General features: G+C 43.5%; 23 protein-coding genes. 14 read left to right on the forward strand and 9 right to left on the reverse strand.

Annotated features, from left to right (window positions below):
- The first annotated feature begins 138 nt into the window (after nucleotides 1–138).
- Nucleotides 139–870 carry a sulfite exporter TauE/SafE family protein gene (locus JKJ11_RS22265; protein WP_006070327.1) on the forward strand — a complete coding sequence of 244 codons (732 nt, stop codon included), beginning with the start codon at nucleotides 139–141 and terminating at the stop codon, nucleotides 868–870.
- Between the two features lie 62 nt (nucleotides 871–932).
- On the opposite strand, the gene uxuA is transcribed toward JKJ11_RS22265, so the two are convergent.
- The 4 genes from uxuA to JKJ11_RS22285 all read right to left on the reverse strand — a co-directional run bounded on the left by uxuA (nucleotide 933) and on the right by JKJ11_RS22285 (nucleotide 5,885).
- Nucleotides 933–2,114: a mannonate dehydratase gene (gene uxuA / locus JKJ11_RS22270; RefSeq protein ID WP_252039219.1), complete on the reverse strand. Its 1,182-nt coding sequence runs from the start codon at nucleotides 2,112–2,114 to the stop codon at nucleotides 933–935.
- 96 nt (nucleotides 2,115–2,210) lie between these two features.
- On the reverse strand, nucleotides 2,211–2,960 hold the full coding sequence (locus tag JKJ11_RS22275) for an FCD domain-containing protein (RefSeq protein ID WP_006070325.1): 750 nt from the start codon (nucleotides 2,958–2,960) through the stop codon (nucleotides 2,211–2,213).
- Between the two features lie 81 nt (nucleotides 2,961–3,041).
- A complete protein-coding gene (locus tag JKJ11_RS22280; RefSeq protein WP_006070324.1) occupies nucleotides 3,042–4,841 on the reverse strand; it encodes a glycoside hydrolase family 2 protein in 1,800 nt (599 codons plus the stop codon).
- A 54-nt stretch (nucleotides 4,842–4,895) separates the two neighbouring features.
- Nucleotides 4,896–5,885 carry a TRAP transporter substrate-binding protein gene (locus tag JKJ11_RS22285; RefSeq protein ID WP_006070323.1) on the reverse strand — a complete coding sequence of 330 codons (990 nt, stop codon included), beginning with the start codon at nucleotides 5,883–5,885 and terminating at the stop codon, nucleotides 4,896–4,898.
- Nucleotides 5,886–6,193: 308 nt separating this feature from the next.
- On the opposite strand from JKJ11_RS22285, the gene JKJ11_RS22290 reads away from it, so the two are divergent.
- From JKJ11_RS22290 to JKJ11_RS22330, 9 genes are read left to right on the forward strand one after another with little or no spacing between them, the layout of a single operon-like run.
- Nucleotides 6,194–6,712, forward strand: coding sequence for a TRAP transporter small permease (locus JKJ11_RS22290; protein ID WP_006070322.1), 519 nt, complete (start codon nucleotides 6,194–6,196; stop codon nucleotides 6,710–6,712).
- Nucleotides 6,713–6,730: 18 nt separating this feature from the next.
- A complete protein-coding gene (locus JKJ11_RS22295; protein WP_006070321.1) occupies nucleotides 6,731–8,032 on the forward strand; it encodes a TRAP transporter large permease in 1,302 nt (433 codons plus the stop codon).
- Nucleotides 8,033–8,092: 60 nt separating this feature from the next.
- Nucleotides 8,093–10,489, forward strand: a complete 2,397-nt coding sequence (locus JKJ11_RS22300; RefSeq protein ID WP_252039221.1) for a glycoside hydrolase family 31 protein — start codon at nucleotides 8,093–8,095, stop codon at nucleotides 10,487–10,489.
- Nucleotides 10,490–10,501: 12 nt separating this feature from the next.
- Entirely contained in the window at nucleotides 10,502–11,965 is a 1,464-nt protein-coding gene (locus JKJ11_RS22305; protein WP_096443167.1) for a fructuronate reductase, read from the forward strand.
- Nucleotides 11,966–11,986: 21 nt separating this feature from the next.
- Nucleotides 11,987–13,396: a glucuronate isomerase gene (uxaC, locus tag JKJ11_RS22310; protein ID WP_038227453.1), complete on the forward strand. Its 1,410-nt coding sequence runs from the start codon at nucleotides 11,987–11,989 to the stop codon at nucleotides 13,394–13,396.
- 14 nt (nucleotides 13,397–13,410) lie between these two features.
- On the forward strand, nucleotides 13,411–14,370 hold the full coding sequence (locus tag JKJ11_RS22315) for a sugar kinase (protein ID WP_198559224.1): 960 nt from the start codon (nucleotides 13,411–13,413) through the stop codon (nucleotides 14,368–14,370).
- A 9-nt stretch (nucleotides 14,371–14,379) separates the two neighbouring features.
- On the forward strand, nucleotides 14,380–15,009 hold the full coding sequence (locus JKJ11_RS22320; RefSeq protein ID WP_006070316.1) for a bifunctional 4-hydroxy-2-oxoglutarate aldolase/2-dehydro-3-deoxy-phosphogluconate aldolase: 630 nt from the start codon (nucleotides 14,380–14,382) through the stop codon (nucleotides 15,007–15,009).
- Between the two features lie 56 nt (nucleotides 15,010–15,065).
- Complete coding sequence (locus JKJ11_RS22325; RefSeq protein WP_198559225.1) at nucleotides 15,066–15,695, forward strand: hypothetical protein; 630 nt, start codon at nucleotides 15,066–15,068, stop codon at nucleotides 15,693–15,695.
- Nucleotides 15,692–16,195, forward strand: coding sequence for a YgjV family protein (locus JKJ11_RS22330; RefSeq protein WP_006070314.1), 504 nt, complete (start codon nucleotides 15,692–15,694; stop codon nucleotides 16,193–16,195). Before JKJ11_RS22325 ends, JKJ11_RS22330 begins: the two co-directional genes overlap by 4 nt.
- A 29-nt stretch (nucleotides 16,196–16,224) precedes the next feature.
- On the opposite strand, the gene JKJ11_RS22335 is transcribed toward JKJ11_RS22330, so the two are convergent.
- Nucleotides 16,225–16,380 (reverse strand): hypothetical protein, encoded by a 156-nt coding sequence (locus tag JKJ11_RS22335; RefSeq protein WP_006070313.1) that lies wholly within the window; start codon nucleotides 16,378–16,380, stop codon nucleotides 16,225–16,227.
- A 402-nt stretch (nucleotides 16,381–16,782) separates the two neighbouring features.
- Between JKJ11_RS22335 and JKJ11_RS22340 the strand changes: the two genes are divergently transcribed.
- Nucleotides 16,783–18,444, forward strand: a complete 1,662-nt coding sequence (locus JKJ11_RS22340; RefSeq protein WP_031493454.1) for a methyl-accepting chemotaxis protein — start codon at nucleotides 16,783–16,785, stop codon at nucleotides 18,442–18,444.
- A gap of 77 nt (nucleotides 18,445–18,521) precedes the next feature.
- On the opposite strand, the gene JKJ11_RS22345 is transcribed toward JKJ11_RS22340, so the two are convergent.
- Nucleotides 18,522–18,677 carry a hypothetical protein gene (locus JKJ11_RS22345; protein ID WP_006070311.1) on the reverse strand — a complete coding sequence of 52 codons (156 nt, stop codon included), beginning with the start codon at nucleotides 18,675–18,677 and terminating at the stop codon, nucleotides 18,522–18,524.
- 244 nt (nucleotides 18,678–18,921) lie between these two features.
- Here JKJ11_RS22345 and JKJ11_RS22350 point away from each other — a divergent pair, with 244 nt between their 5' ends.
- The 3 genes from JKJ11_RS22350 to JKJ11_RS22360 all read left to right on the forward strand — a co-directional run bounded on the left by JKJ11_RS22350 (nucleotide 18,922) and on the right by JKJ11_RS22360 (nucleotide 21,732).
- Nucleotides 18,922–20,025: a DUF3541 domain-containing protein gene (locus JKJ11_RS22350; protein ID WP_006070310.1), complete on the forward strand. Its 1,104-nt coding sequence runs from the start codon at nucleotides 18,922–18,924 to the stop codon at nucleotides 20,023–20,025.
- A gap of 186 nt (nucleotides 20,026–20,211) precedes the next feature.
- Nucleotides 20,212–20,886 (forward strand): GntR family transcriptional regulator, encoded by a 675-nt coding sequence (locus tag JKJ11_RS22355; protein ID WP_252039225.1) that lies wholly within the window; start codon nucleotides 20,212–20,214, stop codon nucleotides 20,884–20,886.
- A 57-nt stretch (nucleotides 20,887–20,943) separates the two neighbouring features.
- Nucleotides 20,944–21,732 carry a helix-turn-helix transcriptional regulator gene (locus tag JKJ11_RS22360; protein ID WP_252039226.1) on the forward strand — a complete coding sequence of 263 codons (789 nt, stop codon included), beginning with the start codon at nucleotides 20,944–20,946 and terminating at the stop codon, nucleotides 21,730–21,732.
- Nucleotides 21,733–21,778: 46 nt separating this feature from the next.
- Here JKJ11_RS22360 and JKJ11_RS22365 read toward each other — a convergent pair whose 3' ends face one another.
- Genes JKJ11_RS22365 through JKJ11_RS22375 form a run of 3 tightly spaced genes read right to left on the reverse strand, consistent with a single transcriptional unit; the run spans nucleotide 21,779 to nucleotide 25,115 of the window.
- Entirely contained in the window at nucleotides 21,779–22,870 is a 1,092-nt protein-coding gene (locus JKJ11_RS22365) for an ABC transporter ATP-binding protein (RefSeq protein WP_006070307.1), read from the reverse strand.
- 32 nt (nucleotides 22,871–22,902) lie between these two features.
- The gene (locus JKJ11_RS22370; protein WP_006070306.1) at nucleotides 22,903–24,102 is read right to left on the reverse strand and encodes a carbohydrate ABC transporter permease; all 1,200 of its coding nucleotides are present in this window, start codon (nucleotides 24,100–24,102) and stop codon (nucleotides 22,903–22,905) included.
- Entirely contained in the window at nucleotides 24,102–25,115 is a 1,014-nt protein-coding gene (locus tag JKJ11_RS22375; RefSeq protein ID WP_235225472.1) for a carbohydrate ABC transporter permease, read from the reverse strand. The genes JKJ11_RS22370 and JKJ11_RS22375 overlap by 1 nt, the downstream gene beginning before the upstream one ends.
- Nucleotides 25,116–25,171 lie beyond the last annotated feature (56 nt).

Raw genomic sequence — 25,171 nt, forward strand, 5'->3', positions numbered from 1 at the left:
TATCTATATCACTTCATATAATAATTCTTAACATCATCTATTTTAAATATTTTGTTACTTTTAGCGTGTCTGCGCGATGACAATTGTATATAATAGCAGCACCGCTGTTGTATTGTTGTTCTTTATAAAGGAAGTCCCATGCTCGCTGACTGGTTTAGTCACACGGCACTTATCGCGATGTTGCTGATCTTTTTGGGTTCGTTTGTACAAACTGCCATTGGATTTGGGTTAGCGATCGTTGCTGCACCACTGCTGTTCCAAGTATCTCCTGACTATGTACCGGCCCCTATCTGCTTGGTTGCATTATTTATCTCTTTACTTAATGCTGCGAAACATCGCTCTAATATTGCAATCGGCGGATTAAAAATGGCCATGATTGGCCGTGTACCGGGCTCGATTGCAGGAGCTGCGCTGCTTCTGTACGTTTCCACACAGGTTCTATCTCTGTGGTTAGGGGTATTAGTAGTATTCGCAGTTGTAGTTAGCCTGCTACCATTCAGAATAGAACCAACACCTACCAGAATGGGGGTCGCTGGCTTCTTCTCCGGCTTTTTTGGTACCAGCAGTGCCATTGGAGGGCCACCGATGGCTTTGTTACTCCAGCACCAAGAGGCGAACCAATTAAGAGGCAATTTGTCCGCTTTCTTTGTATTCAGTTCGATCATGTCATTAGTCGTACAAGCGCCGATAGGCTTCCTAACACTACATCATTTGTATATCACGGTACCGCTTATCCCAGCAGCATGGTTAGGCTATAAGTTGGCTTTAATGACTACTCATTCCCTACCAAAAGAGAAAATCCGTATTGGCGCACTGGCATTATGTTCACTCAGTGGTGTTACCGCTATTGTTCAAGGTCTAATTCATTAACAACAAAAACAAAAAAGGAGGCAAACGCCTCCTTCTTTTTTAGTATACGAATGGTGGAGCCATTACATATAAAATGCGCGCTTCAAAGCGAGTTCCACACCACGGATCTCAGCCAGCCCTTTCAAACGACCGATACAAGAATAACCTGGGTTGGTTTGTTTCTTCAGATCGTCGATCATTTGATGACCATGGTCTGGTCTCATTGGAATCATGCGAGTCTCGCCGGTGCTTAGTCGACGGTTCTCTTCTTTCAACAACGCATTGATCACATTGTACATATCGACATCGCCCTCCAGATGAGCTGCCTCATGGAAACTCATCGGATTATCTTCACGCTGAGTAGAGCGTAAGTGCGTAAAGTAAATTCGCTCTCCGTATGATTCGATCATTTTCACCAAGTCATTGTCACCACGAACACCATACGAACCTGTGCACATCGTGATACCGTTCATTTTACTCGGCACCGCCGTTGTTAACGCTTCAATATCTTCAATCGTCGACACAATGCGTGGTAGGCCAAGAATCGGACGTGGTGGATCATCAGGATGAACCGCCAACTTAAGTCCATACTGCTCACAAACTGGAATCAGCTCTTGTAAGAACAGCACCATGTGTTCGCGCAGCTTCTCTTTATCGATGCCTTTATAGGTATCTAAGCGCGCTTGAAACTCTTCAAGTGTGTACCCTTCTTCGGCACCTGGCAGTCCAGCAATGATGTTAGACGTTAGCTTATCGATCTGAGCTTGAGACATAGCGTCAAAACACGCCTTGGCATCCGCTTGCTCCTGTTCGGTATATTCAGCTTTCGCGCCTGGACGTTTTAGAATAAATAGTTCAAACGCTGCAAACTCGATTTGGTCGAAACGCAGTGCTTTTGAGCCATCAGCTAATTCATATTCCAAATCTGTACGCGTCCAATCTAATACCGGCATGAAGTTATAACACACCGTATCAATACCGCATTCAGCAAGATTGATTAGCGATTGCTTGTAGTTATCAATCCACTGTTGATAATTACCAGAGCGAGTCTTAATTTCTTCATGTACTGGTACACTTTCTACAACCGACCAAACAAAGCCTTTTGCTTCAATTATTTCTTTACGCTTTAATATTTCTTCTTTTGTCCAAATTTCACCATTTGGAATATGGTGCAGAGCATTTACAATACCAGTTGCTCCCGCCTGTTTAATATCATCTAGTGATACAGGGTCATTAGGGCCATACCAACGCCATGTTTGTTCCATATTAATTACCTATCTTTGGACAAGACTAGTGCGTAGCGAATAATTTCATACTCACTAGTCGTTATTATTATTGAAGAGCTAAACTGTTATTTTTAACTAACGGAAAAGGAAGCCGTCAAATTGCGGATCATCTACGTCAGATAATTCAAATAACGTTTGTTTTACGTTTTCCAAGTGTTGCCACATTGCTTCTCTTGCACCTTCAGGATCTCTACGTTGAAGGGCAAGCAACACTTTTTCGTGATCGTCTAACCAAGCGGTACGATAATTCATGTTAGTGATACGTGAGTGCAACTGTCTCCACATTGAACTCTCATCGCGGCGCATCCAAAGATCTTTAACAATATCACTAAGAACACTGTTTTGAGACGCTTCTGCAATGGTTAAATGGAATAGTTCATCACCATCGTAATCCCCATGACCTGTTTCCAACTGTTGACGCTCAGTATCTAATGCCTCTCTGAGGCGACTGATATCGTTTTTCGTCACATGCATCGCTGCAAAACTGGCGATTTGGCTTTCGAGTACTTGTCGAGCTTGAAGTAATTCAAAAGGACCAATATCAGAATTTGCCCTAAGCGTTGCCAATTGAGATTGCTGAGCATCAGCAGAGGGCTTTGCGTTGACGTAAACGCCTGAGCCTTTGCGAACTTCAACTAATCCTTGCAGCTCTAGCATGATAATCGCTTCACGCACCACAGATCGGCTCACTTCCATCTCTTCAGCGATATCACGTTCAGGAGGCAGTCTGTCCCCTATTTTGAATTCATCTGATTGAATACGCTCTTGAAGCGCAAGTCCGATTTCTTGATACAGTCTTTTAGGTGCAGTAATAGCGATATTCATAGCATCGTCTTATAAATTGGTCTTAGGTTAATAATATCACTTGGTTTAAATTGGTCAACCAATTGGTTGACCAATTATATGTCATTTCAAGCTTTCTTGTTTCAACTTGCCATAGAAGTCAGCAAGTAGCGTAAATGACTCTTTTTTCGTAAATTTGTCATTCGAGATGAGACCTTTACGGTTCCAACCTTTCTGGAACATGTTCTGGCGACGTTCCACACGGAACTCATAAAGAATCCATGGCGAAATGCCTTTAATGTAATCCAGTTTTTCCAGATATTCGATTTGCTTTTTGTATACATCTGTCATGTATGACTCGCTGAAGAAGCCTGTTTTCGGCGCACCCTCACCAATGAAGCCATCAGCACCAGTCTCCGAAATAACAACCGGTTTACCTGGATTAGAGTTTTCACCGATTTCGATAAGGTCATCAAACACTTCTTCATACCAACCGTAGTACTCGTTGATACCAATAATATCTAGATGCTCAGCTAAACGGTCCTCAATCTTGTTCTTCGCATGGTTAACCAAACAAGCAGCAGAAACTAGACGACAAGGATCATTGTCACGCGCGGTACGAACTAGACCAGACATAAACTCTAAGCGCGCATCCGTATCAGCGTTCTCATTGCCCACTGACCACATAATGATACTTGCGCGGTTACGGTCACGCTTAATCATCTCTAGTAGTTGGTTTTCAGCGTCTCGGTAAGTTGCTGGATTTTCGAAATCTATCGCCCAATATACTGGTATTTCAGCCCAGATAAGGAAACCAAGCTCATCAGCCATTTTGGTCGCCATTTCGTGGTGCGTATAGTGCGCAAATCGCATGTAATTGCAGTTCAGCTCTTTCGCATGCTGGAATCGACGCTTTAGGTCTTCCGGTGTAACAACCTTGCCTATCTCTTTGTCATCTTCATGGACACTGATACCACGTAAGAAAGTATTCACACCATTAACAAAGATTTCAGTACCTTTAACTTCGACCTGTCTAAAACCGATACGATCTGTGACGACATCATTCCCGTAGGTTGCTGAAACATCATACAGCTTCGGACTTTCTGGAGACCAAAGCTCAGGCTCAACGCTTAATTCTATTGTTGCTTTTCCATCTACAATTGACAGTCTCTCATTGATACCCAGCTCTTCAATTGCAAAGGTTATTTCAGACTGTGAACCTTCAACTTCTACGTCAACATGCACCAAGTTATATTGACCATTTGGTACTAAGTAGACATGTAAATCTCGAATGATCTCTTTTGGGGTTCTTACAATCTCGATATCACGGTATATACCACCGTAGTTGAACCAATCGGTATTGCGCATTGGTACTCGGTCTAGGGTGCGAGTATTGTTTACACAGCACATTATCCAGTTACGGCCCTGGTTTAATTTACCCGTAAACTCAGCGAAAAATGGCGTGGAACCACCATAGTGATTACCTAGAAACTCGCCATTTAAGAATACCTTACAATCATATTGTGCAGCACCAACACGTAAGAATACACGCTCATCCTTATTAGACTCTTCATAGTCCCAAGATTTGGTATACCAAGCACTGCCTTCGAAGAAATACCACTTCTCCTTTTGCATTTGCCAACACGAAGGTACTGGAATGGTTTCGCCCACGTATGGGTCATAGTCCCAAGGTTCAATTCTTTGCTCTGCTGGCATCGGCTTCATGTCATACCAACGTTGACGAAGGCCTGTATCTAAAAGATCAACCGCAAAGTTCCAATGTCCATTAAGAGACTCAGTGTTGCGTCCCCCCATAAACAACATATTGCTATGGTTTAAATTCTGTAGATTGAAAGGCACATCGTATTGTTCGTCATGCAAACAATTAATCGCATTCTCAGCAAGTTCAGAACGTTCTAGCATCTTACTTAAACTCCGAAAGCGGGAGCACAAATCGTGCTCCCAAAAACTCATTAATTATTGAACTGCTAACGCATCGATATCGCGTACGTAGTCTGCAATTGCAGGGTTATTCAACGCCGCATCGTGCATTGGTTTCACTGCATCAACAAATGGTTGTTTTTCTACAGTTACAAACTCTACGCCCATGCTATCTTTTGCTTTCTCGATAGCTTCGTTCGTCATTTTGGTCCATAGATCTTTGTGATACATCATGGAATCTTTAGCCGCTTTCTTAAGAGCTTCTTGCTGGTCTTTCGGCAGCTTGTCCCAAACTTTAGAGCTGATTACTAGAACATCTGGAATCATCGTATGCTCATCTTGGCTAAATACTTTAGCAACTTCACCGTGACGAGCGGTTGTTAGCGCTGTAGGGTTGTTTTCTGCACCATCAACAACGCCTTGTTGCATTGCTGTGTATAGCTCACCGTAAGATAGTGGAGTTGGCGAACCACCCATCAGTTTAATCATTTCAACAGCAGTTGGACTTGGCTGAACGCGGATTTTCATACCACTAAGATCAGCAGGTGTTTTAATGGCTTTTGAGGCGTAGAAGCTGCGAGCACCAGCATCATAATAAGTTAAACCAACAAAACCTTTATCGTGAGAGGAATCTAGGATTTTTTCACCTACTTCACCTTGCATTACACGGTAGTAGTGGTCACGGTCACGGAAGATATAAGGAATGTTAAACGCACCATAAGCTGGTTCAAACGCTTCCATTTCACTCGCATTTGATTTCGCAATGTCTAAAGCACCATTCTGTAGCAATTCCATCGATTCACGTTGAGTGCCAAGCTGTCCATTCGGATAAATACGGATACGAACTTCACCATCTGTCAGCTCTTTCACTTCATCCGCCATGTACTGCATTGATTTATGCACAGGGTGATTACGGTCTTGGTTGTGGCTAAGTTTTAGCGTGGTTACTGCAGAAGCGGTAAAAGAAGTCGATGCAGCGAGAGCACAAGTAACGAAAGTTGTTAGTGCTGTTTTGTTCCAACGCATAGGGGAGTCTCCATTCAATTTATGTTCAGTTATAGGATTAATTATTACAATTCGGTTAACCAATTATGGCTAAATTCCGTTTCTTATTAACTACGCTATCAATCTGAACCATCACCAACCAATAATCAACGTAAAAAATCGAATTGGTTGACCAATGTCATGCTTTCATCGCTAAAATTGGTTGGACCAATTTTATTGTGAGATTTGTCACAAGCGGTTTCAATTTACTGTGTTTAAATCTGCTCAACCTTACCTCTTGCTCTTTTTCCAAATTATAAGACGAAGGATTTCGTCAACTAGGAGATGTTATGAATAAGCTCATTACGATAATGAATAAGGTTTTATCCTTATTCTGTATTTCGCTGAGTAGTGTTTTAGTTGTTTGCGTGTCTTGGCAGGTGTTCTCTCGCTATGTATTAAACGCGCCAAGTACATTCACTGATGAAGTTGCCCGTTTTCTCTTTATCTGGGTCGGTTTGATGGGTGCAGCTTATACGCTAGGACAAAAACGCCACCTTGCTATTGACTTATTAGCAATGAAAATCGAACACGACGAAGCTAAACATAACAAGTTGAAGTTACTGATTAATATGATCAGCATGTCTTTCGCCTCCATCATTATGGTCTATGGTGGCGGTAGATTAATGTTAAAAACTCTAGCGACAGGTCAAGTATCTCCCGCTCTAGGTATAGAGATGGGTTTAGTGTATGCCGCAATTCCTCTTGCGGGCTTATTTATGGTGATTTATTTGGTCCAAGATATTCTTGAGAATATCGCTTTTATGACCTCAAAAAATACCAACTCTTCCACTCTTTCAAACCAATAATTAATAAGGAATATTACTGTGGAATGGCAAATAATTATTGTTTTATTTGGTAGCTTTTTCCTTTTCCTAGGATTAGGGGTTCCTATTTCGTTCGCTATTGGTATTGCGTCATTATTAACGGTAATGATGACACTACCTTTTGATGCCGCTATCGCCGTTATTTCTCAGAAAATGGCATCCGGCCTTGATAGCTTTGCTCTACTAGCAATACCATTCTTTATCCTAGCGGGTAATATCATGAACCAAGGCGGTATTGCACTTCGCCTTATTGAATTCGCAAAAGTACTTGGTGGCCGCCTCCCAGGGTCATTAGCTCACGTAAACGTACTTGCTAACATGATGTTTGGTGCTATTTCAGGTTCAGCCGTGGCCTCTGGCGCAGCTGTTGGTGGCACTATGGCACCGCTACAAAAGAAGGAAGGCTATGACCCAGCCTACTCTGCAGCTGTTAACATTACTTCGTGTCCAACAGGCCTATTGATTCCACCAAGTAACACATTCATTGTTTACTCTCTTATTTCCGGTGGCACATCAATCGGCGCACTTTTCCTAGCGGGTTACATCCCAGGAATGATTATGGGCCTTGGCCTTATGATCGTTGCCGCTATTATTGCGAAGAAACGAGGCTATCCTGTTGCCGCTAAGCCATCTACCTCTGTCGTCATTAAGAAAACACTTGATGCTTTACCAGCGCTGAGCTTAATCATCGTCATCATGGGCGGTATCATCGGCGGTATTTTCACAGCAACTGAAGCATCTGCCATTGCTGTTGTTTATACGCTATTGCTGGCTGTAGTTTTCTATCGTGAAGTATCGATCAAACAGCTTCCGGGCATCATTCTTGAATCTGTCGTTACGACATCCATTGTTTTACTACTTATTGGTGCGTCAATGGGCATGTCGTGGGCAATGGCGAACGCTGATATCCCTTATATGATAAGTGATGCCTTATTAGCCGTATCGGAAAACCCATTGATCATTCTACTGATCATCAACTTGATTCTGCTTATTGTCGGTATCTTCATGGATATGACACCAGCGCTACTGATCTTTACACCTATTTTCCTTCCAATCGCGATGGACCTAGGTATGGATCCAGTTCACTTCGGTATCATGATGACCTTCAACCTATGTATCGGTATCTGTACTCCACCTGTAGGTAGTGCACTATTTATCGGTTGTTCTGTAGGCGATGTGAAGATCGACAAAGTTATCAAACCATTACTGCCTTTCTACGCTGTATTGGTACTAGCACTAATGCTAGTGACTTTCGTACCTCAAGTAAGCCTGATACTACCTCAACTATTCCTAGGCTACTAATCTCACCAAATATCATTCTGAGAGCCCGTTTGGGCTCTCTCTATTGAAAGGAATTCTAAAGTGAAGACCATTAGAAACTGGCAATTTAAGCAGCAAAATAATAACGAAATCATTCTAAGCTGCGACGACAAACACACTCTTCATTTATTCGTGCTAGAGAACCATCTAATTCGTGTGTTATTCCAACGTCACAATACTCTTCGCCTTGACAGAACTTGGATGGTGGCACCCGATGGTAACGATGTACCATGGGAAGGTCGCGACAGAATGTCACTAGAGGGGTTCACCTTACCTACTTTCGAACTCTATGAAAACCAAGATACTCTGCGCATCGAGACAGAGCAGTTGCGTTTAACCGTCCACCAGCCTCTATGGATGGAGTGGGAACATAAAGTAAACGGTGAGTGGAAACCATTAACGAAAGATCGCAAAACAGGCGCATACCAATTGGGTGTTAGTGAACCAGGTATTGCCCACTTTATGAATCGTGGTGACAACGAACTATACTACGGTCTTGGAGAGAAGACTGGCAACCTCAATCGTGAAGGTCGTCGTTTTGAGATGCGCAACCTCGATGCAATGGGTTATGACGCAAGCAAGACCGATCCTCTGTACAAACATGTTCCTTTCTATATCACTAAAACGACCTCTGATGAAAGTGGCGCATCGTTTGGTGTCTTTTATGACAACTTAGCAAGTTGCTGGTTTGATTTAGGAAATGAGCTGGATAACTACCACATCAAATACCGTAGCTATCGTGCCGAAGACGGTGACTTAGATCTGTATTTCATGTACGGCGAAAGCATCAAAAATGTGACTCAACAGTTTGTCCGTTTAACTGGTGGCACTGCCTTTGGTCCAAAATGGAGCTTGGGTTACAGCGGCTCAACCATGCAATACACAGACGCACCTAATTCTCAGGAGCTACTAGAAGGTTTTGTAGACCAATGTGCAGAGCACGGTATTCCTTGTGACTCGTTCCAACTTTCTTCGGGTTATACGTCTATCGGGGACAAACGCTATGTCTTCAACTGGAACTACGAAAAAGTTCCTAATCCAAATGCAATGTCAGCCCATTTCCATGCTCATGGGCTGAAGCTAGCCGCAAATATTAAGCCTTGTTTGCTACATGATCACCCTCGTTTCGATGAAGTCAAAGAGAAAGGCTTGTTCATTAAAGATTCCGAGTATGACGTACCAGAAAACTCGGTGTTCTGGGACGCGGACGGCTCACACCTTGATTTTACCAATCCAGAAACTATCAAGTGGTGGCAGGACAATGTTAAAGCGCAGTTATTAGAGAAAGGCATCGATTCTACTTGGAATGACAACAACGAATACGAGATATGGGACAAGAGTGCACGTTGCTTCGGTTTCGGCAAAGAGATTCCTGTTGGCTTGATTCGCCCGCTGCAACCATTACTCATGATGCGTGCTTCTTACGAAGCGCAAACCGAGTTTGCTCCAGAACTTCGCCCATACTTGATTTCACGCTCAGGGTGCCCTGGGATGAACCGCTACGTTCAAACTTGGAGTGGTGACAACAGAACCAACTGGACCAGCTTAAAATACAATATCAAAATGGGTTTAGGTATGAGCTTGTCTGGCTTGTATAACCTTGGTCATGATGTTGGTGGTTTCTCGGGTGACAAGCCTGATCCTGAACTCTTCGCTCGTTGGGTACAGAACGGTGTTATGCACCCACGTTTCACCATCCACTCTTGGAATGACGATGGCAGCGTTAACGAACCTTGGATGCATCCAACTGTCACTCCTATTATTCGTGACGCTATGAAGATTCGTTACCAGCTTCTTCCGTACATCTATGATTCGTTGTATCAAGCTCATACTCATGATGAACCAATGCTTCGCCCTACGTTCCTGGACCATGAGCATGATGAAAATACGTTTATCGAAAATGACGACTACCTACTAGGCAAAGATCTACTCGTCGCTTCCGTAGTAGAAGAAGGACAACGTGAACGTGACATCTATCTTCCAAATAACAAGGATGGTTGGTACGACTTCTACACAGGTCAATGGTATAGCGCTGGTAACACCATTTCCGTCGCCGCACCACTAGAGCGCATCCCTCTGCTTGCTCGTGCAGGTGCAGTGATCCCGACAAGTGCGAGAATCGCTAATGCCAACGCCCAAAAAGATGACAGTCGTGGCCTAAATATTTACCCACTTCAAGGGGTAGGACAGAGTCAATGTAGCATTTTTGATGATGACGGTGAGTCTAACGGTTATCTAACAGGCAACCATATTACTCTGAATATCGAAATGGTTTGCGACAACAACACCATTACTTTGAATATTACTCGTACCGGTGACTTCCTACCGGCATATGACACATTAACGCTGAACCTTCCAAACAGCGAAAAACGTCAACTCATCGTTAACGGAAACACATATCAAAACGGTGATGCGTTTCCACTTTCAGCGGCTAAATAAGGAACCGATTCAATGACAAATATCAGTAACCACACACTGAACGCATCTGTAAGCCAACCTAACTACCCGCGTTCTGAGCTGAAATCACGAATCGTTCATCTAGGCTTCGGTGCATTCCACCGCGCACACCAAGGACTCTTTACTGATGAAGTTGCGCGAAAATCACAAAGCGACTGGGGTATTTGTGAAATCAACCTTTTCGGTGGAGAAGAATTAATTACTTCGCTACGTGCGCAAGATCATTTATATAGTGTCGCTGAAAAAGGCGCTCTTTCGACAGACGTCAAGGTCATTGGTTCAGTAACAGAATCTCTACACCCAAGTTTAGACGGCATCGATGCTGTTATTGAGAAAATGGCCGAACCACAGGTCGCCATTGTTTCAATGACTATCACTGAAAAAGGCTACTGCGCAGACCCTGCTACTGGTCGATTAGATAAGAACAATCCTTTAGTCATTGCCGACTTAGAAAACCCATCTTCTCCAAAATCAGCACTAGGCTACATAGTTCAAGCTTTGAAAGTTCGTCGCGAACGTGGTCTATCGCCATTTACCGTCATGTCTTGCGACAATGTACAAGAAAACGGTCACGTGGCGAAAGCGGCTATTTTAGAATTCGCCAAGTTACTAGATGCTGAGCTAGGTGCCTGGATTGAAGCAAACGTAACTTTCCCTTGCACTATGGTAGACCGTATCGTTCCGGCAGCAACGGAAGAAACGCTACGTGAGATTACTGAACTACTCGGCGTTGAAGACCCATGTGGTATTGCTTGTGAACCTTTCCGTCAATGGGTAATTGAAGACAACTTCGTAGCTGGTCGTCCAGATTGGAACATTGCTGGTGCAGAGTTTGTCGCAGACGTTGTGCCTTATGAAGAGATGAAGCTAAGAATGCTCAACGGTAGTCACTCATTCTTAGCTTACTTAGGTTACCTCGGTGGTTACGCTCATATCTCAGACACGATGACAGATGCCGGTTATCGCAAAGCCGCTTTCGATATGATGATGTTAGCGCAAGCCCCATCGCTTAAGATGCCCGAAGGGACAGATTTAGAAGCTTACGCCAAGCTGCTCATTGATCGTTTCACTAACCCTAGCTTAAAACATAAGACTTGGCAGATCGCGATGGACGGTAGCCAAAAGATCCCTCAACGTATGGGGGGAAGCCTAAAATTCCATCTAGACCAAGGTTCTGAATTTAAATGGCTTGCCGCAGGTATCGCTGGCTGGATGCGCTATGTGTCTGGTGTTGATGAGCAAGGTAACGAAATCGACGTCCGCGACCCAATGGCGACGATGCTTCGTAGTGTCTGCGAACAGCACGGTCTGAATGTCACTGTCGTCCCAGCATTACTTGGCATCGAAGCAATTTTCCCAGCTGATATTGGCCGTGACCTTCAGGTTATAGACGCCGTTTCGAGCGCTTATCAATCACTAATCGACAATGGTGCAAAAGCGACCGTCGCGGCACTTTAAGGGTGAGTTAAGGAACTAATGATGAAAGACTTTCTATGTGAAGATTTTTTACTGAGTAATGAAACTGCTCGCCGCCTTTATCATGAGCATGCGGCGGACCAGCCAATTTACGATTATCACTGCCACTTAAATCCAGCCGAAGTTGCAAGCAATCGTAAGTTCGATAACCTCGGTCAAATTTGGCTTGAAGGCGACCACTACAAATGGCGCGGTATGCGCTCAGCTGGTATTCAAGAGCAATTGATCACAGGTTCTGCCTCTGATTACGACAAATTTCAAGCGTGGGCAAAGACAGTGCCTATGACGTTAGGTAACCCGCTCTATCACTGGACGCATTTAGAGTTGCGTCGACCATTTGGTATTACAGGGAAGCGACTTAGTCCCGAGACGGCTGACACCATTTGGAACCATTGTAACGAGCTGCTACAAACGCCTGAGTTTTCAGCACGCGGTATTATGAAGCAAATGAATGTTGTCATGGCCGGGACAACTGATGACCCAGTCGATACGCTTGAACATCATAAAGCGATTGCTGATGATGAAAGTTTCGATATTGAAGTACTGCCTAGTTGGCGTCCTGATAAAGCCTTCAAAATTGAGTTGGATGGTTTTGCAGACTATATGACGTTACTAGGCCGCGCAGCAGATGTTGAGATTAACAGTTTCGCAACCCTGCTTGACGCACTTGATCGACGTCTTTCTCACTTCGATGCTCACGGCTGTCGTGCAGCCGATCATGGCATTGAAATCGTTCGTTACGCACAAGTTCCATCAGAGCAAGCATTAGACCACCTGATAAAACGCCGCTTAAGCGGAGAAAAACTCACAGAAGAAGAGTGCGCACAGTTTTCTACTGCGGTACAAGTCTGGTTAGGTAAACGCTATGCCAAGCTAGGTTGGGTAATGCAACTGCACATTGGCGCACAGCGAAACAACAATACGCGCATGTTCCAAATGCTTGGTGCAGATGCCGGCTTCGACTCCATCAGTGACCGTACCTTCGCATTCGAATTAGCTCATCTTCTTGATGAAATGGATCAAAGTAATGAACTACCTAAAACCATTCTTTACTGCCTAAATCCTCGTGATAACGAAATGATGGCGACGATGATTGGAAACTTCCAAGGTGGCGGCATTGCGGGCAAAGTTCAATTTGGCTCTGGTTGGTGGTTTAACGACCAAAAAGATGGAATGCAGCGACAAATGGAACAGTTGTCTCAACTGGGTTTACTAAGCCAGTTTGTTGGTATGTTGACAGACTCTCGCAGCTTCCTTTCTTACACTCGCCACGAGTATTTCCGTCGTATCTTGTGTGACATGATTGGTCGCTGGGCGGAAAATGGCGAAGTACCAAACGACCTATCACTGTTAGGTCCTATGGTTGAAGATATCTGTTTTAACAACGCCAAGCGTTATTTTTCCATCAAGTAATTGGGAGACTTACGATGAAACATATCGCCATCATTGGTGAATGTATGATTGAACTAAATGGGAAACCATTTGGTGAGATGCATCAGACGTTTGGTGGAGATACGCTTAATGCCGCGGTTTATTTGAACCGTGGCTGTCAGCTTAACTCTGAGGACACCTTAATAAGAACCTCCTTTGTCAGCGCTTTGGGAACCGACGCGATCAGCGAAGGAATGATTGCGCGTTGGCAAGATGAAAATATCGATACGCAGTTCGTGTTGCGTGACGGGGATCGAACGCCCGGTCTCTATCTTATTCAGCTAGACGAACAAGGGGAACGGACGTTTCTCTATTGGCGTAACCAGTCAGCAGCAAAATACCTGTTACAACACCCTAATTTTGACACCATTGCTCACGCTCTAAAGTCGACAAATATGGTCTTTCTCAGCGGCATCAGCTTAGCTATTTTACCCACTGAGGATCGAGTCAAACTTTTCGGCTTACTTAACGAGCTAAAACGAAATGATGTCGAAATAAGCTTTGATAGCAACTATCGTCCAGCTTTGTGGCCTTCAGATGAACTTATTACCGTCAAAGAAAACTACCGCCAGATGTATCAACTTACTGATATAGCATTAGTCACCTTTGATGATGAAAAGCTAATTTGGGGAGACCTCAACCCTCAAGTAACCATAGAACGACTTCATAGTGAGGGCATCAAAAATGTTGTGCTAAAACTGGGCTCAGAGGGTTGCTTAGTTTCAGAAAACTTTGGCAAGCAATCCCTAACCGTTCCCACGCAGCCCGTGAAAAATGTTGTAGATACAACATCGGCGGGCGACTCATTTAACGGCGGCTTCCTCTCTTGTTATCTCGCTGGCGGCTCAATGGAGCACTCTTGTCAGAGAGGCAATCGCCTCGCGGGAATCGTAATTCAACATAAAGGGGCAATAATCCCCAAGACTGCGACTGATGTCGTGACCAAAAAAAATTAAGGAATTTACATGTCGACTATCAACGAACAACTACAGGCGCTTAAAGTCATCCCTGTTATCGCTATCGACAAAGCGGAAGATATCATCCCTTTAGGCAAAGTGCTGGCTGAAAACGGCCTACCTGCTGCAGAGATCACTTTCCGTTCTGAGGCTGCAGTCGAAGCGATTCGTTTGCTAAGAGAAGCGCAACCAGACATGTTGATTGGAGCTGGTACGGTTTTAAATCGCGAGCAAGTGATTGCAGCAAAAGAAGCAGGAGCGACATTTATTGTTTCACCTGGTTTCAACCCAAATACCGTTAAAGCGTGTCAAGAGCTTGAGATCGACATTGTACCCGGAGTCAACAACCCAAGTACGGTTGAGGCGGCGCTAGAAATGGGGCTCACTACTTTAAAATTCTTCCCAGCGGAAGCATCTGGTGGCGTTAGTATGGTGAAATCACTGTTGGCACCCTACGGTGATGTTTGCTTAATGCCAACTGGCGGAATCAATCCTAAGAATATCAAAGACTACCTAGCGATCCCTCGTGTACTCGCTTGTGGTGGGACATGGATGGTTGATAAAAAGCTAATCGAAGCTGGGGAATGGGAAGAACTTGCTCGACTTACCCGTGAAGCGGTTGCATTAGTGAATAATTAATCTGTATTGTTGAGGCTCCAGAAGGAGCCTCCCAAGCAATAACGAAAAGGATTTTTATGAAGATTTTGTTCCTGCACACTTTAGCGAGCAACATCACCCTCTTTAAACCTCTAGCCGCAACATCGCTCCCTAAACATGACATATTCCACGATGTCCAAGAATCATTTCTAAGCAACATACGCAAAACAGGGCCAACTCCCTCTATCGTCAAGCAGATTCAAGGTTATTTAAACCATCAGCTTACTCAAGGCTATGACTTTATTGTCTGCACTTGTTCAACCCTGGGCCCAATTGTGGATGCTTACCCTGATAACCGTGTTTTTCGAGTCGACCGACCGATGGCAGAACAAACCATTGGCTACAGTCGGATACTTGTTGCTGTTACGCTTGAAAGTACGATAGAACCCACTCGATCTTTACTAGAAAGCTCCAACAACCATTCTCAATTCGAGTTTTTATTTATTCCAGCGGCGTGGGAACATTATGTCGCGGGCTCAATGCTGGCTTTCAATTCAAGCATTGCAAACACTATCACTGAGCATCGTATACATTCTACAAACCGTTATGATGCTATCGTGTTAGCGCAAGCGTCGATGGCATATGCATTAGCGGAGTGTCAGTTTGACATTACCGTTTTATCCAGCCCACAAAGTTGCCTGAACTATCTGGAGAAGCAATTAGAATGACGTTAATGCTATTCGCCCAACTTGTTGGTGGTATTGCTTTTGTCTTTGGGATCATGGCATTTTTACAAAAAGACGACCTTCGGTTCCGTTACTGTATGGTCGCATTTTGCTTCATCATGATGATACATTTTGCCATGATGGGGGCCGTGGTTGGTGCAATAGGTGTCGCTATCAATGGTATTCGTGCTTTCGTCTCCATTAAAACTCGCTCTAAGCGCGCTATGTGGTTCTTCATTGTTATTCTACTTGGCATGACACTCCCCAATGTCTCCTCTCCTGTAGAGCTCTTACCAATTATTGGTTCCGCAGTGGGTACATGGGCATTATTCTCCGCATCTGGTATCAAAATGCGGAGTTTAATTTTATTCAACTCCGCATGTTGGTTTACCCATAATATATGGATTGGCTCTATCGGCGGTTCACTAGTCGAAGGTACATTTCTGATAGCTAATACCACCACGATATATCGCTTGTGCATGAAAAAACACGAACCAGCATAAATGCTGGTTCAACACTTTGCCTAAAGTTATTAAAGCTTCGTCATCGTTTTCGGACAGGTATCGAGGTGAGTAGTGACAACTAAACCCGCTTCCGTTAGACAAATATTACCCGGTGCGCCTCCTTCCTCAGCTATAGAAGCGAACGAACACATAACGCCTAGCATAAAAATAAAGACTGCTTTCATATTATTCTCCATGTCATTACGTTCAAAAATGACGATTTCCTTTACTTCGTCATTTATAGCTTAGTCGAAGAAATCAACTCGCAAACTGATTTTTATCTTTATTTTTCAGATAGATAAACCATATCAATATGTTAAATGGCAAGATTTATCCGCTGAATCATATAATCGGTAATTTCAGCGGCAATCGTTCTCCGGTTACGGAACAAAAGCCGTTATAGAAAATTTGACAAGCACTTCTTCAAATTAGCTGACTTGAGGGCACAACCTTTATAAACCATTCAGGTAGAAGAACTATTTTCCAAACATCATTCCCTGAATAAATTTTAGGCACACCACTTGCTTTGTTATTGATACGCAACTCAATAATTGCGTATTTATTATAATAATTAGGATACGAATGTTATGAATTTGTCTATTCGAAAGCGGTTGTATGTCTTAACGATACTTCCTTTACTACTCGTTACATTAGGAATTTTAGGAGTCACTTACTCAAAGGTTTCTGAACTCAACCAACAACAATTTGATGATACCCGAGAAAGCTTGCTGGTTAATAAGAAACAAGAACTGCGCAACTACTTACAACTTGCTAAGTCCTCACTTCTCCCTCTAATTGAGAAAAAAAGCCAGAGAGAAGAGGTGCTTCAGCTACTTAAAAATCTTGAATATGGAGAAAATGGCTATCTATTTGGCTATGACTCGAAAGGCAATCGTCTGCTTGTAGGCAAAAATGGTTCAGGTCTAGGCCAAAACTTTATCGATGCTAAAGACAGCAAAGGCAACTTGTTTATTAAAGATCTTATTAATAACGCCAAATCTAATGCATTTACTACCTACTATTTCCCTAAACCAGGACAAACCAATCCTGAAGCTAAATTAAGCTACTCGATATATATACCTGAGTGGGATTTGATACTCGGTACTGGTTTTTACATAGACGATATAGACACCACTATTTCTGCTATGGAGCAGCAAGCAACAGAAGCGCTTAATGCGAAAATTATCACTATCATTTTATTATCTGGACTGACACTGGTTGTGGTATTTGGTATGGCTACCTTCATCAACCGAAGCATTATGAAGCCACTTGATAAATTCGATGCTTCGCTAAAAACGTTTGCGACAGGTGATGCCGACTTGACTGCAAGAATGGAGAGCTTCGATGCACCTGAATTTAAACGTCTTGGAGAGAACTTCAATGCGTTTGTGAGTAGTCTCCAGGAGATCATTACCAACGTCTCGGAGACCAGCCATATTGTTGTGGAAGAAACTCGCGCAATGAAAGGAAGAGCAATGCAGGTGGATAGCCTTGCTACCAATCAGCGAGAAGAGACCGAACAAGTAGCCACAGCTATGACTGAAATGACGACAACATCCTCTGAAATTTCATCTAACGCCACTAGCGCTGCAACATCAGCACAGCAAGCAGACGAAAATGCCCGAGATGCCCAACAAACGGTGAATACAGCTGCAACGTCGGTACAAGCTCTAGCTGATGAAGTCCTCCAAGCAAGTTCAGTTATCAGTAAGTTAGAAGAAGATGTCAAAAACATCTCTACCTCTTTGACCGTTATTCAAGATATTGCCGAGCAAACTAATTTACTGGCATTAAATGCAGCTATTGAAGCAGCTCGAGCGGGTGAACAAGGACGAGGTTTCGCCGTCGTAGCGGATGAAGTTCGACAGTTAGCTAGCCGCACACAAGACAGCACAGGCGAAATCCATCAGATGATCGAGCAACTCAAAAGCGCTTCCGATGAAGCCGTCAGAGCGATGGACTCCAGCCGAACTAGAGGAGATGAAACGGTACGTCAAACCAATGATGCCGCTACCGCCATCGAAGAAATACAACGAGCAATCGCTAATATTCACGATATGAACGCGCTAATTGCAACGGCAACGGAAGAACAAGCGATTGTCGGTAAAGATATAGCTCAACGTATCGTGGTGATTTCAGACCAAAGTGGTGAATCCGCACAACTTGCAGGTCTAAATAAGAGCGGGAGTGACAATCTAAATCAACGCGCAACGCAATTAGAGCAACTGGTATCCCGTTTTACCGTATAAACCGTTTCTCCACTTTAAAACCAAACGAACCAGCGATATATCGCTGGTTCGTGTTAGCTTCTCAATCATACATATGATCAGAGTTTGGTTGTGTTTTTAGGACAACGCTCCAGATGAGTCGTAATCACTTGTCCTGACTCCATCTGACAGATGGTACCTGGCGCACCACCATTTTCAGCAAAGCTTGAGAATGATACGAATATCAAGCTAAGTGTCACTAATAATGTTCTCATTTTGTCACTCCTTCTGTACTAGAATTAGACAGAAGCGCCGCCTCCCTGCCTCTGCATAACATAGACTAGGAAAAAACAATTCGATTTCAAATTATGCGCTTCTACAACCAAGCTAAATGAAAAAGTGAGGGATCTAAAATCAAGTGTTCATAAATATTCTGAATAAAAATTAACCTCAAAATCACACACGTTTATTAATAACTTTTTACAATCCACCTTTCACTTACCATTTAGGCTGCACGTTATGAAAATGAACAAGGCGATCGTTGCAATATTTGTTAGCGTATTTTTGCTAACTGGTGCTAGTATCATCACTCTTGATACCCCACCAACTAAGCAACATTTTCAGGCGTCAGCAAACGTGGTTAAAGACACCTACGAGTCACAATTATTTACTCTGTCTGCCTACAAACAAGGTCACTTCGGACTGCGTATGTATAGGCAAACACAAGACCCTAGATACAATGCTGTCGTTTTAGGTGATCTTGCCAACGTAACTTCTAGAGTGAATGAAATTGCGGCTGATGTAACCACGCCTAAAGCCATTCGAGCGTATTCTCTGCAAAGACTTAACGACTATAAAAAAGGCAAAGATGAACGCAGCCAACGTCGCTACGAAGCAACTAAAGAGCAACCTGAATATTTCTATATGGGACTGGACTTGTTGCGCTATTTGGCACGACTGAATGAATACGGTGTAGTTCATAAAGACGATAAGAAACTAAGGTCGATTTTACAGCAATACGATTTTGAAACTGTATTAACTGACCCAGAAATGATTACAGCTTGGGCTGCTCAACTAGCAAATCAAGCCTATTGGCTGAAGCAAATCGGTGAACAAGATCTTGTTGATGAATTTATCGCTGCATTTAGAAAAACTTACCCTGATGGTGAGGACTACCGATTAAGCAATCAGCAATTCGGTAATAAACTTTACGGCATGACGCATATTATCCTCGCAGACTCGGGTTATTACCAACGATTGGTCGACGAAAAAGAGCACCAGTGGATCTTCGACTACTTTAGAAAAAACATCGATGACATCATTTTGCATACTAAAGAAGACGTCGTAGCAGAAGTCGGGTTAAGTTTCTTGCTTGCTGGGTTAGATGATGATCCTGTTGTAGCGAAAACAAGAGTGTCGATACAAAAAGCCATCGACAAAGATAAAGGCATGATCCCATCAGTTTCCGGCGACTTTGATTTTGCTTATGGGGAACATCGAAATGTCCTTGCTATTATGCTGCTCGATTGGCAACCGCCCAAAGAGGGACCAAGCACAGTCACAGTTCCAAAGCTGTTCTCTGAACTCCCTTACGGCGTAAAGAAGATTTCAAAACCTCAGTAGCACGTCGAATATGGCGATTAACTAGTAGTCTAAATCTCGAGTAAACATTCAACTGATGGAGTGGTTAATCGACCACCATACACCTCACTTATATAATTAATCGTTTTTCAACGATAATGCAGTAGTTTTACGGTACTCAGTCGGGCAATTATTAGTTACAAAGTAGTTCAGGTTAAGGAGTACTGAATGTCACTAGCAAAAGAGCGAGCCAAACTTCGCTTAAAATCCGATATCATTAATTATCAATTTCCACCCGGTCAAAAACTCAGAGTAAACGAATTAGCAGAACTTTATGATGTAGGCCTTTCTCCAATGCGAGAAGCCATAATTGCATTAAGTAGCGAAGGTTTCGTCGAATATAAAACGCATTTGGGAGGTTTTGTTTCAAACCTAACATGGAAAGAGTTCATCGAATCCACTTCCACTGCAAACTTCATCTTGTCACAGCTTTTATCTCAACGAGAATACCCCCTAGCACCTGCACAGCTGAAAAAAGCGAAGACCTTGGTTACTGAGTTATCTCACGCATTATTAGAATCACCATTAACACTCAACCATATCGATAGAATAGAGCAACTTTATCAGCGATTTCTGCTGACTCTCACTGAAGAAAAATCAAAGACTATTTCCCACCAACTGCTTAAGACAATACTTGGTGTACTATCCCGATATCGCCGTCTGTATTACCTGAAAACCAAAAGCTATAAACAGATGATTGATATTGAGTCACTATTCAGTCTACTGAATGGGTCATTCAATCAAGTAAGCTATGAAAATGAAGAGATTATTCAGCGCGCTGTACAAGCTAATACAAAAACGATTCAAGAAGTTTTCTGTTTAGAACAAAGTTACGATCACTAATTTCATCTACGTGCCTATAATTATTTTTAGTGTATGTTGAAAAGCTAATAAGTCTTTATGTCGAAAATGAATTTTGAGTCTTTGATTTTATCTCAGTCCCAAAAACTGCATGCTGGAGAAATCGAGCAATTTGTTGGCACATGGAATGCCTGCGCCTCAGAACTACTTGAGTTTTATGGTTTGGATAGACTAACGGTTTATCCAAACTCTCCAATACTACTCCGAGATCAAAAAACTCTCTCCAGTGCTCGTGAAACTATTCCCCCTCTGCATAAGTTCGATTATCTGTCGGATGATGATAGTCATTTACACTACTTGCGCTTGCTCAAAACGAAATCACTTTATCGAGTATTTGATGAAGTAGAATTAGCGACATCCAGTCAATACGTTTTAAAACGTATTTTTCGTCAAGGCGGACGTTGGCACGCCATTATTCCCCTAAGTTTCTTTGCCAAACCGTGGGGAGCAATATCGTTAACCAACTTTGAACGAGGTTATGATGAGTTCACAGAGACTCTAGCTCGACAGATAAAAATGGTCGCCGAAATGTGGTTGTGTTATTGGCAGCATGCTGATTTACGTTTAAGTTTACATGGCAATGCTGGCAGTATGGCTCAAGAGTCCGACAATGAACGACTCATTAAACTGACGCTAAAGCAAACGACCATCTTATCGTTACTTGCTCAAGGTAAATCCGCTAAAGAATGTGGAGAATTGCTTCATCTAAGCCCAAGGACCATTGAATCACACAAGTACCGTATGCAGATTGGTCTTGGTTTGGATAGCAAGGCGGAGCTCATTCAATTTGCTTTAAGAAACGGTTTAGGTTCACCTCTTAAAAGTTAAAGAGCCCCTGAAAGGAGCTCTTTGAATAATTGCTAACAACCTCTATTTAAAGATATTTCAAAGAAATACCCTCTTCATTAAATAAGTGAATTTTCTCTGGTTGCGCTTTTAAGTGAATGGTTTCACCTTTGTGGAAATCAAGGATACCTGGTAACTTTGCCACGACCGTTTCATCATGTCCTTCAACATTAATATGTAGGAGAGTCACTTCACCCAAGGATTCGACAAATAACACTTTCCCAGACATAAGTGCATCGGACTCTTCAGCGACTAAAAAGTCTTCCGGTCTGATTCCCAATTGTAACGTACAGCCATTGAGCTCTTGTGCTGCTGCAATTGGTATTTCTACGTTGTGGCCACTCTCTGCAGTAACCAAGGAGTGCTCACCTGCCTTCTCCATACGCGCTTTACTAATGTTCATCGCCGGAGAGCCAATAAACTGAGCCACAAACACATTCGCCGGATTGGTATAAAGCTCAAGTGGCGTGCCTACTTGCTCAATCTTACCTGCTGATAAGACAACGATTCTGTCAGCGAGCGTCATTGCTTCTACTTGATCGTGAGTCACGTAAATCATCGTGGTTTCCGTTAACTCTTCCTTCAAGTTGGCAATTTCGATTCGCGTTTGAACACGTAGCGCTGCATCTAAATTGGAAAGCGGTTCATCGAATAAGAACACCTTAGGTTGGCGAACAATCGCTCGACCAATCGCCACCCTTTGTCGCTGACCACCGGAGAGCGCCTTAGGCAGACGATCAAGATACGGTTCAAGTTGCAACATACGAGCAGCTTCCATAACACGCTCATGTATAGCGTCTTTCGGCTCTTTCGCTATGCGCATCGCAAAAGCCATATTGTCGTATACGGTCATATGCGGATAGAGAGCATAAGTCTGGAATACCATGGCAATGCCCCGCATCGCGGCTGGCAACTCATTCACTCGAGCCCCTTCAATACAAAGCTCACCTGAAGTGATGTCCTCAAGGCCCGCAATCATTCGAAGCAGAGTAGACTTACCGCAACCTGAAGGCCCAACGAATACGATGAATTCGCCTTGGTCGATGTCCAGATCGATGCCGTGCAGTACCTGAGTTTCACCGTATGATTTTTTAACGTTTGTTAGAGATAATCCTGTCATTTCTTTCTTCTCATCGTTGAATCAGGAACTGCTTACTTAACAGAACCAGAAAGTAGGCCACGAACTAGATAACGTTGCAGCGTAAAGAACACGCCCAAAGGCACAGCAATCGAAACAAATGCAGATGCTGTCAAAATCTCCCAGTTACCACCACGAGAGCCTAATAGTTCACGTAATCGTGCTGTGAGTACCATGTGCTCTTCGCCAGTGCCCAAGAATACCGTTGCAACAAGAAGGTCATTCCATACCCATAAGAACTGGAATATCCCGAATGATGCTAGTGCCGGGAACGACAGCGGCAGAACGATTCTCATGAATATTTCGAAGTCAGTCGCACCGTCCACTTTCGCCGACTCGATAATCTCTCTAGGCAAACTGGAGATGTAGTTTCGCAGCAAATAAATCGCCAATGGCAATCCAAACCCAGTATGCGCTAACCATATTCCCAAATAGGTTTTCGCCCCGACACCGAAGAAAGCCCCAATGTCGTTATAGAGTCTTAAAAGAGGAATCAAAGACATTTGCAGAGGTACAACCAACAAACCAACCACAACTGCAATAAGTAGGTTTCTACCCGGCATTCTCATCCAAGACAACGCATAAGCCGCGTACGCCGCAATAAGAATTGGGATGATTGTTGCGGGAATAGTAACGGTTAAAGAATTAATAAACGAACGACCAATACCTTCTGCCGTAAGTACTTCACGATAGTTGTCTAAACCAAACTTCGGCGGCACCACAGCGGTAAAGAAAATTCGTTTCCCTCGTTTGCCTTTGAACGGTTCGAGTGCTGTCATTTTGTAGTGGCCATCTTCCGTTACCGTTAGCGTGCCACCCTTTCTCATTTCAGCAACATCACCAGGGACGAATTTTGTCGGTTCGCGAGAAGAGAAACCAAAGGCATGGACTTCAGCAGGCTTACCATCGACGAGTAATTGCCCCTTGAGAACATAAACGTCACCTTCCTGAACTTGGGTGTCGGGCGCTCCAGTGCGGTCTACAAGGTTCTGCTCGGAAGCGGTTAATGACGTCCACCAGCCTGATAAAGCAAGCTGATCTTTGTCCCTAAACGATGAGATAAAAAGACCTGCTGTTGGTAGAGTCCATAGAATCACAATCAGCAACACCGAAGCGTGGACCAAAATAGTCAGTGGCGAACGTCGTAATTTGCTTAAGCTAAAGCGTGCGTTACTCTCTTCAAGACTTGGCGCTGTTTGGGCTTTTTCAGTCATTATCGCCCCTCCATTTGAGCGCTAGCTTGGCGCATGTTCCATACCATGACAGGAATTACCGCCACCATGATCACGACCGCAATCGCTGCGCCACGGCCAAAGTCACCGCCACCACGGAACATCCAGTCAAACATCATATTTGCCAGAACCTGAGTACTCCACTGGCCGTTCGTCATCGCTAACACGATATCGAAGACCTTCAGAACCAGAATGGTGATTGTGGTCCACACTACTGCAATCGTTCCCCATATCTGTGGAATGAGAATTTTAAAGAATATTTGTACTCCATTGGCTCCATCCAGTACCGCCGCTTCCACCGTTTCTTCTGGAATACCGCGCAGAGCCGCAGACAAAATAACCATTGCAAAGCCGGTTTGAATCCAAATAAGAATGACCATCAAAAAGAAGTTATTCCAAAACGGGATGGTTATCCAAGCCTGTGCAGTACCTCCAAAGAACTCAACCACGGCATTCAAAATACCTATCTGCTCCGACCCCGGCGCACGGTAGTCGTAGACAAACTTCCAAATGATCGATGCACCAATGAATGAAATAGCCATTGGCATAAAGATTAAACTCTTAGCAATATTCCCCCAGCTCACTTTGTCAGTCAGTGCTGCGATAACCAAGCCAAAAAATGTGGAGGCGGCAGGCACAACCAATAACCACAATAGATTGTTAAATAGTGACTCTCTAAACTCAGGATCGTTGAAGAGCCAAATGTAATTTCCTAATCCTACAAATTTGTCAGCATTTCTGTCGTGCATTGACAGATAGAATGACTCAAATACTGGATAGACAAGATAGAGGCCTAAAAACGCCAAAGCAGGCCCAAGGAATAACCAAGGACGAATCGCTGCCGCTCGTCTAAGGTTTTGTGCCATCTTTTGGTTTGAGACATTTCTGGTAGGAAATAGGATAGTGAGAAGCCAGTTGCTGCCTACGAAGTAGACCACACATCCAGCGACGCCTAGTGCCATGATAAATAAAGAGGAATAAAGCTGTTCCATCATTACCTCGCTTTATAGAGAGACTTAACGAATATCAAGATTGCGAAAGCCGATAGACG

The organism is Vibrio sp. SCSIO 43133, assembly GCF_023716845.1.
GTDB classification, from domain to species: Bacteria; Pseudomonadota; Gammaproteobacteria; order Enterobacterales; family Vibrionaceae; genus Vibrio; species Vibrio mediterranei.

Coding starts and splice junctions, on each gene's coding strand:
- JKJ11_RS22265 (WP_006070327.1), top strand. CDS start 139: ATGCTCGCTGACTGGTTTAGTCACACGGCACTTATCGCGATGTTGCTG.
- uxuA (WP_252039219.1), bottom strand. CDS start 2,114: ATGGAACAAACATGGCGTTGGTATGGCCCTAATGACCCTGTATCACTA.
- JKJ11_RS22275 (WP_006070325.1), bottom strand. CDS start 2,960: ATGAATATCGCTATTACTGCACCTAAAAGACTGTATCAAGAAATCGGA.
- JKJ11_RS22280 (WP_006070324.1), bottom strand. CDS start 4,841: ATGCTAGAACGTTCTGAACTTGCTGAGAATGCGATTAATTGTTTGCAT.
- JKJ11_RS22285 (WP_006070323.1), bottom strand. CDS start 5,885: ATGCGTTGGAACAAAACAGCACTAACAACTTTCGTTACTTGTGCTCTC.
- JKJ11_RS22290 (WP_006070322.1), top strand. CDS start 6,194: ATGAATAAGCTCATTACGATAATGAATAAGGTTTTATCCTTATTCTGT.
- JKJ11_RS22305 (WP_096443167.1), top strand. CDS start 10,502: ATGACAAATATCAGTAACCACACACTGAACGCATCTGTAAGCCAACCT.
- uxaC (WP_038227453.1), top strand. CDS start 11,987: ATGAAAGACTTTCTATGTGAAGATTTTTTACTGAGTAATGAAACTGCT.
- JKJ11_RS22315 (WP_198559224.1), top strand. CDS start 13,411: ATGAAACATATCGCCATCATTGGTGAATGTATGATTGAACTAAATGGG.
- JKJ11_RS22320 (WP_006070316.1), top strand. CDS start 14,380: ATGTCGACTATCAACGAACAACTACAGGCGCTTAAAGTCATCCCTGTT.
- JKJ11_RS22325 (WP_198559225.1), top strand. CDS start 15,066: ATGAAGATTTTGTTCCTGCACACTTTAGCGAGCAACATCACCCTCTTT.
- JKJ11_RS22330 (WP_006070314.1), top strand. CDS start 15,692: ATGACGTTAATGCTATTCGCCCAACTTGTTGGTGGTATTGCTTTTGTC.
- JKJ11_RS22335 (WP_006070313.1), bottom strand. CDS start 16,380: ATGAAAGCAGTCTTTATTTTTATGCTAGGCGTTATGTGTTCGTTCGCT.
- JKJ11_RS22340 (WP_031493454.1), top strand. CDS start 16,783: ATGAATTTGTCTATTCGAAAGCGGTTGTATGTCTTAACGATACTTCCT.
- JKJ11_RS22345 (WP_006070311.1), bottom strand. CDS start 18,677: ATGAGAACATTATTAGTGACACTTAGCTTGATATTCGTATCATTCTCA.
- JKJ11_RS22350 (WP_006070310.1), top strand. CDS start 18,922: ATGAAAATGAACAAGGCGATCGTTGCAATATTTGTTAGCGTATTTTTG.
- JKJ11_RS22355 (WP_252039225.1), top strand. CDS start 20,212: ATGTCACTAGCAAAAGAGCGAGCCAAACTTCGCTTAAAATCCGATATC.
- JKJ11_RS22360 (WP_252039226.1), top strand. CDS start 20,944: ATGTCGAAAATGAATTTTGAGTCTTTGATTTTATCTCAGTCCCAAAAA.
- JKJ11_RS22365 (WP_006070307.1), bottom strand. CDS start 22,870: ATGACAGGATTATCTCTAACAAACGTTAAAAAATCATACGGTGAAACT.
- JKJ11_RS22370 (WP_006070306.1), bottom strand. CDS start 24,102: ATGACTGAAAAAGCCCAAACAGCGCCAAGTCTTGAAGAGAGTAACGCA.
- JKJ11_RS22375 (WP_235225472.1), bottom strand. CDS start 25,115: ATGATGGAACAGCTTTATTCCTCTTTATTTATCATGGCACTAGGCGTC.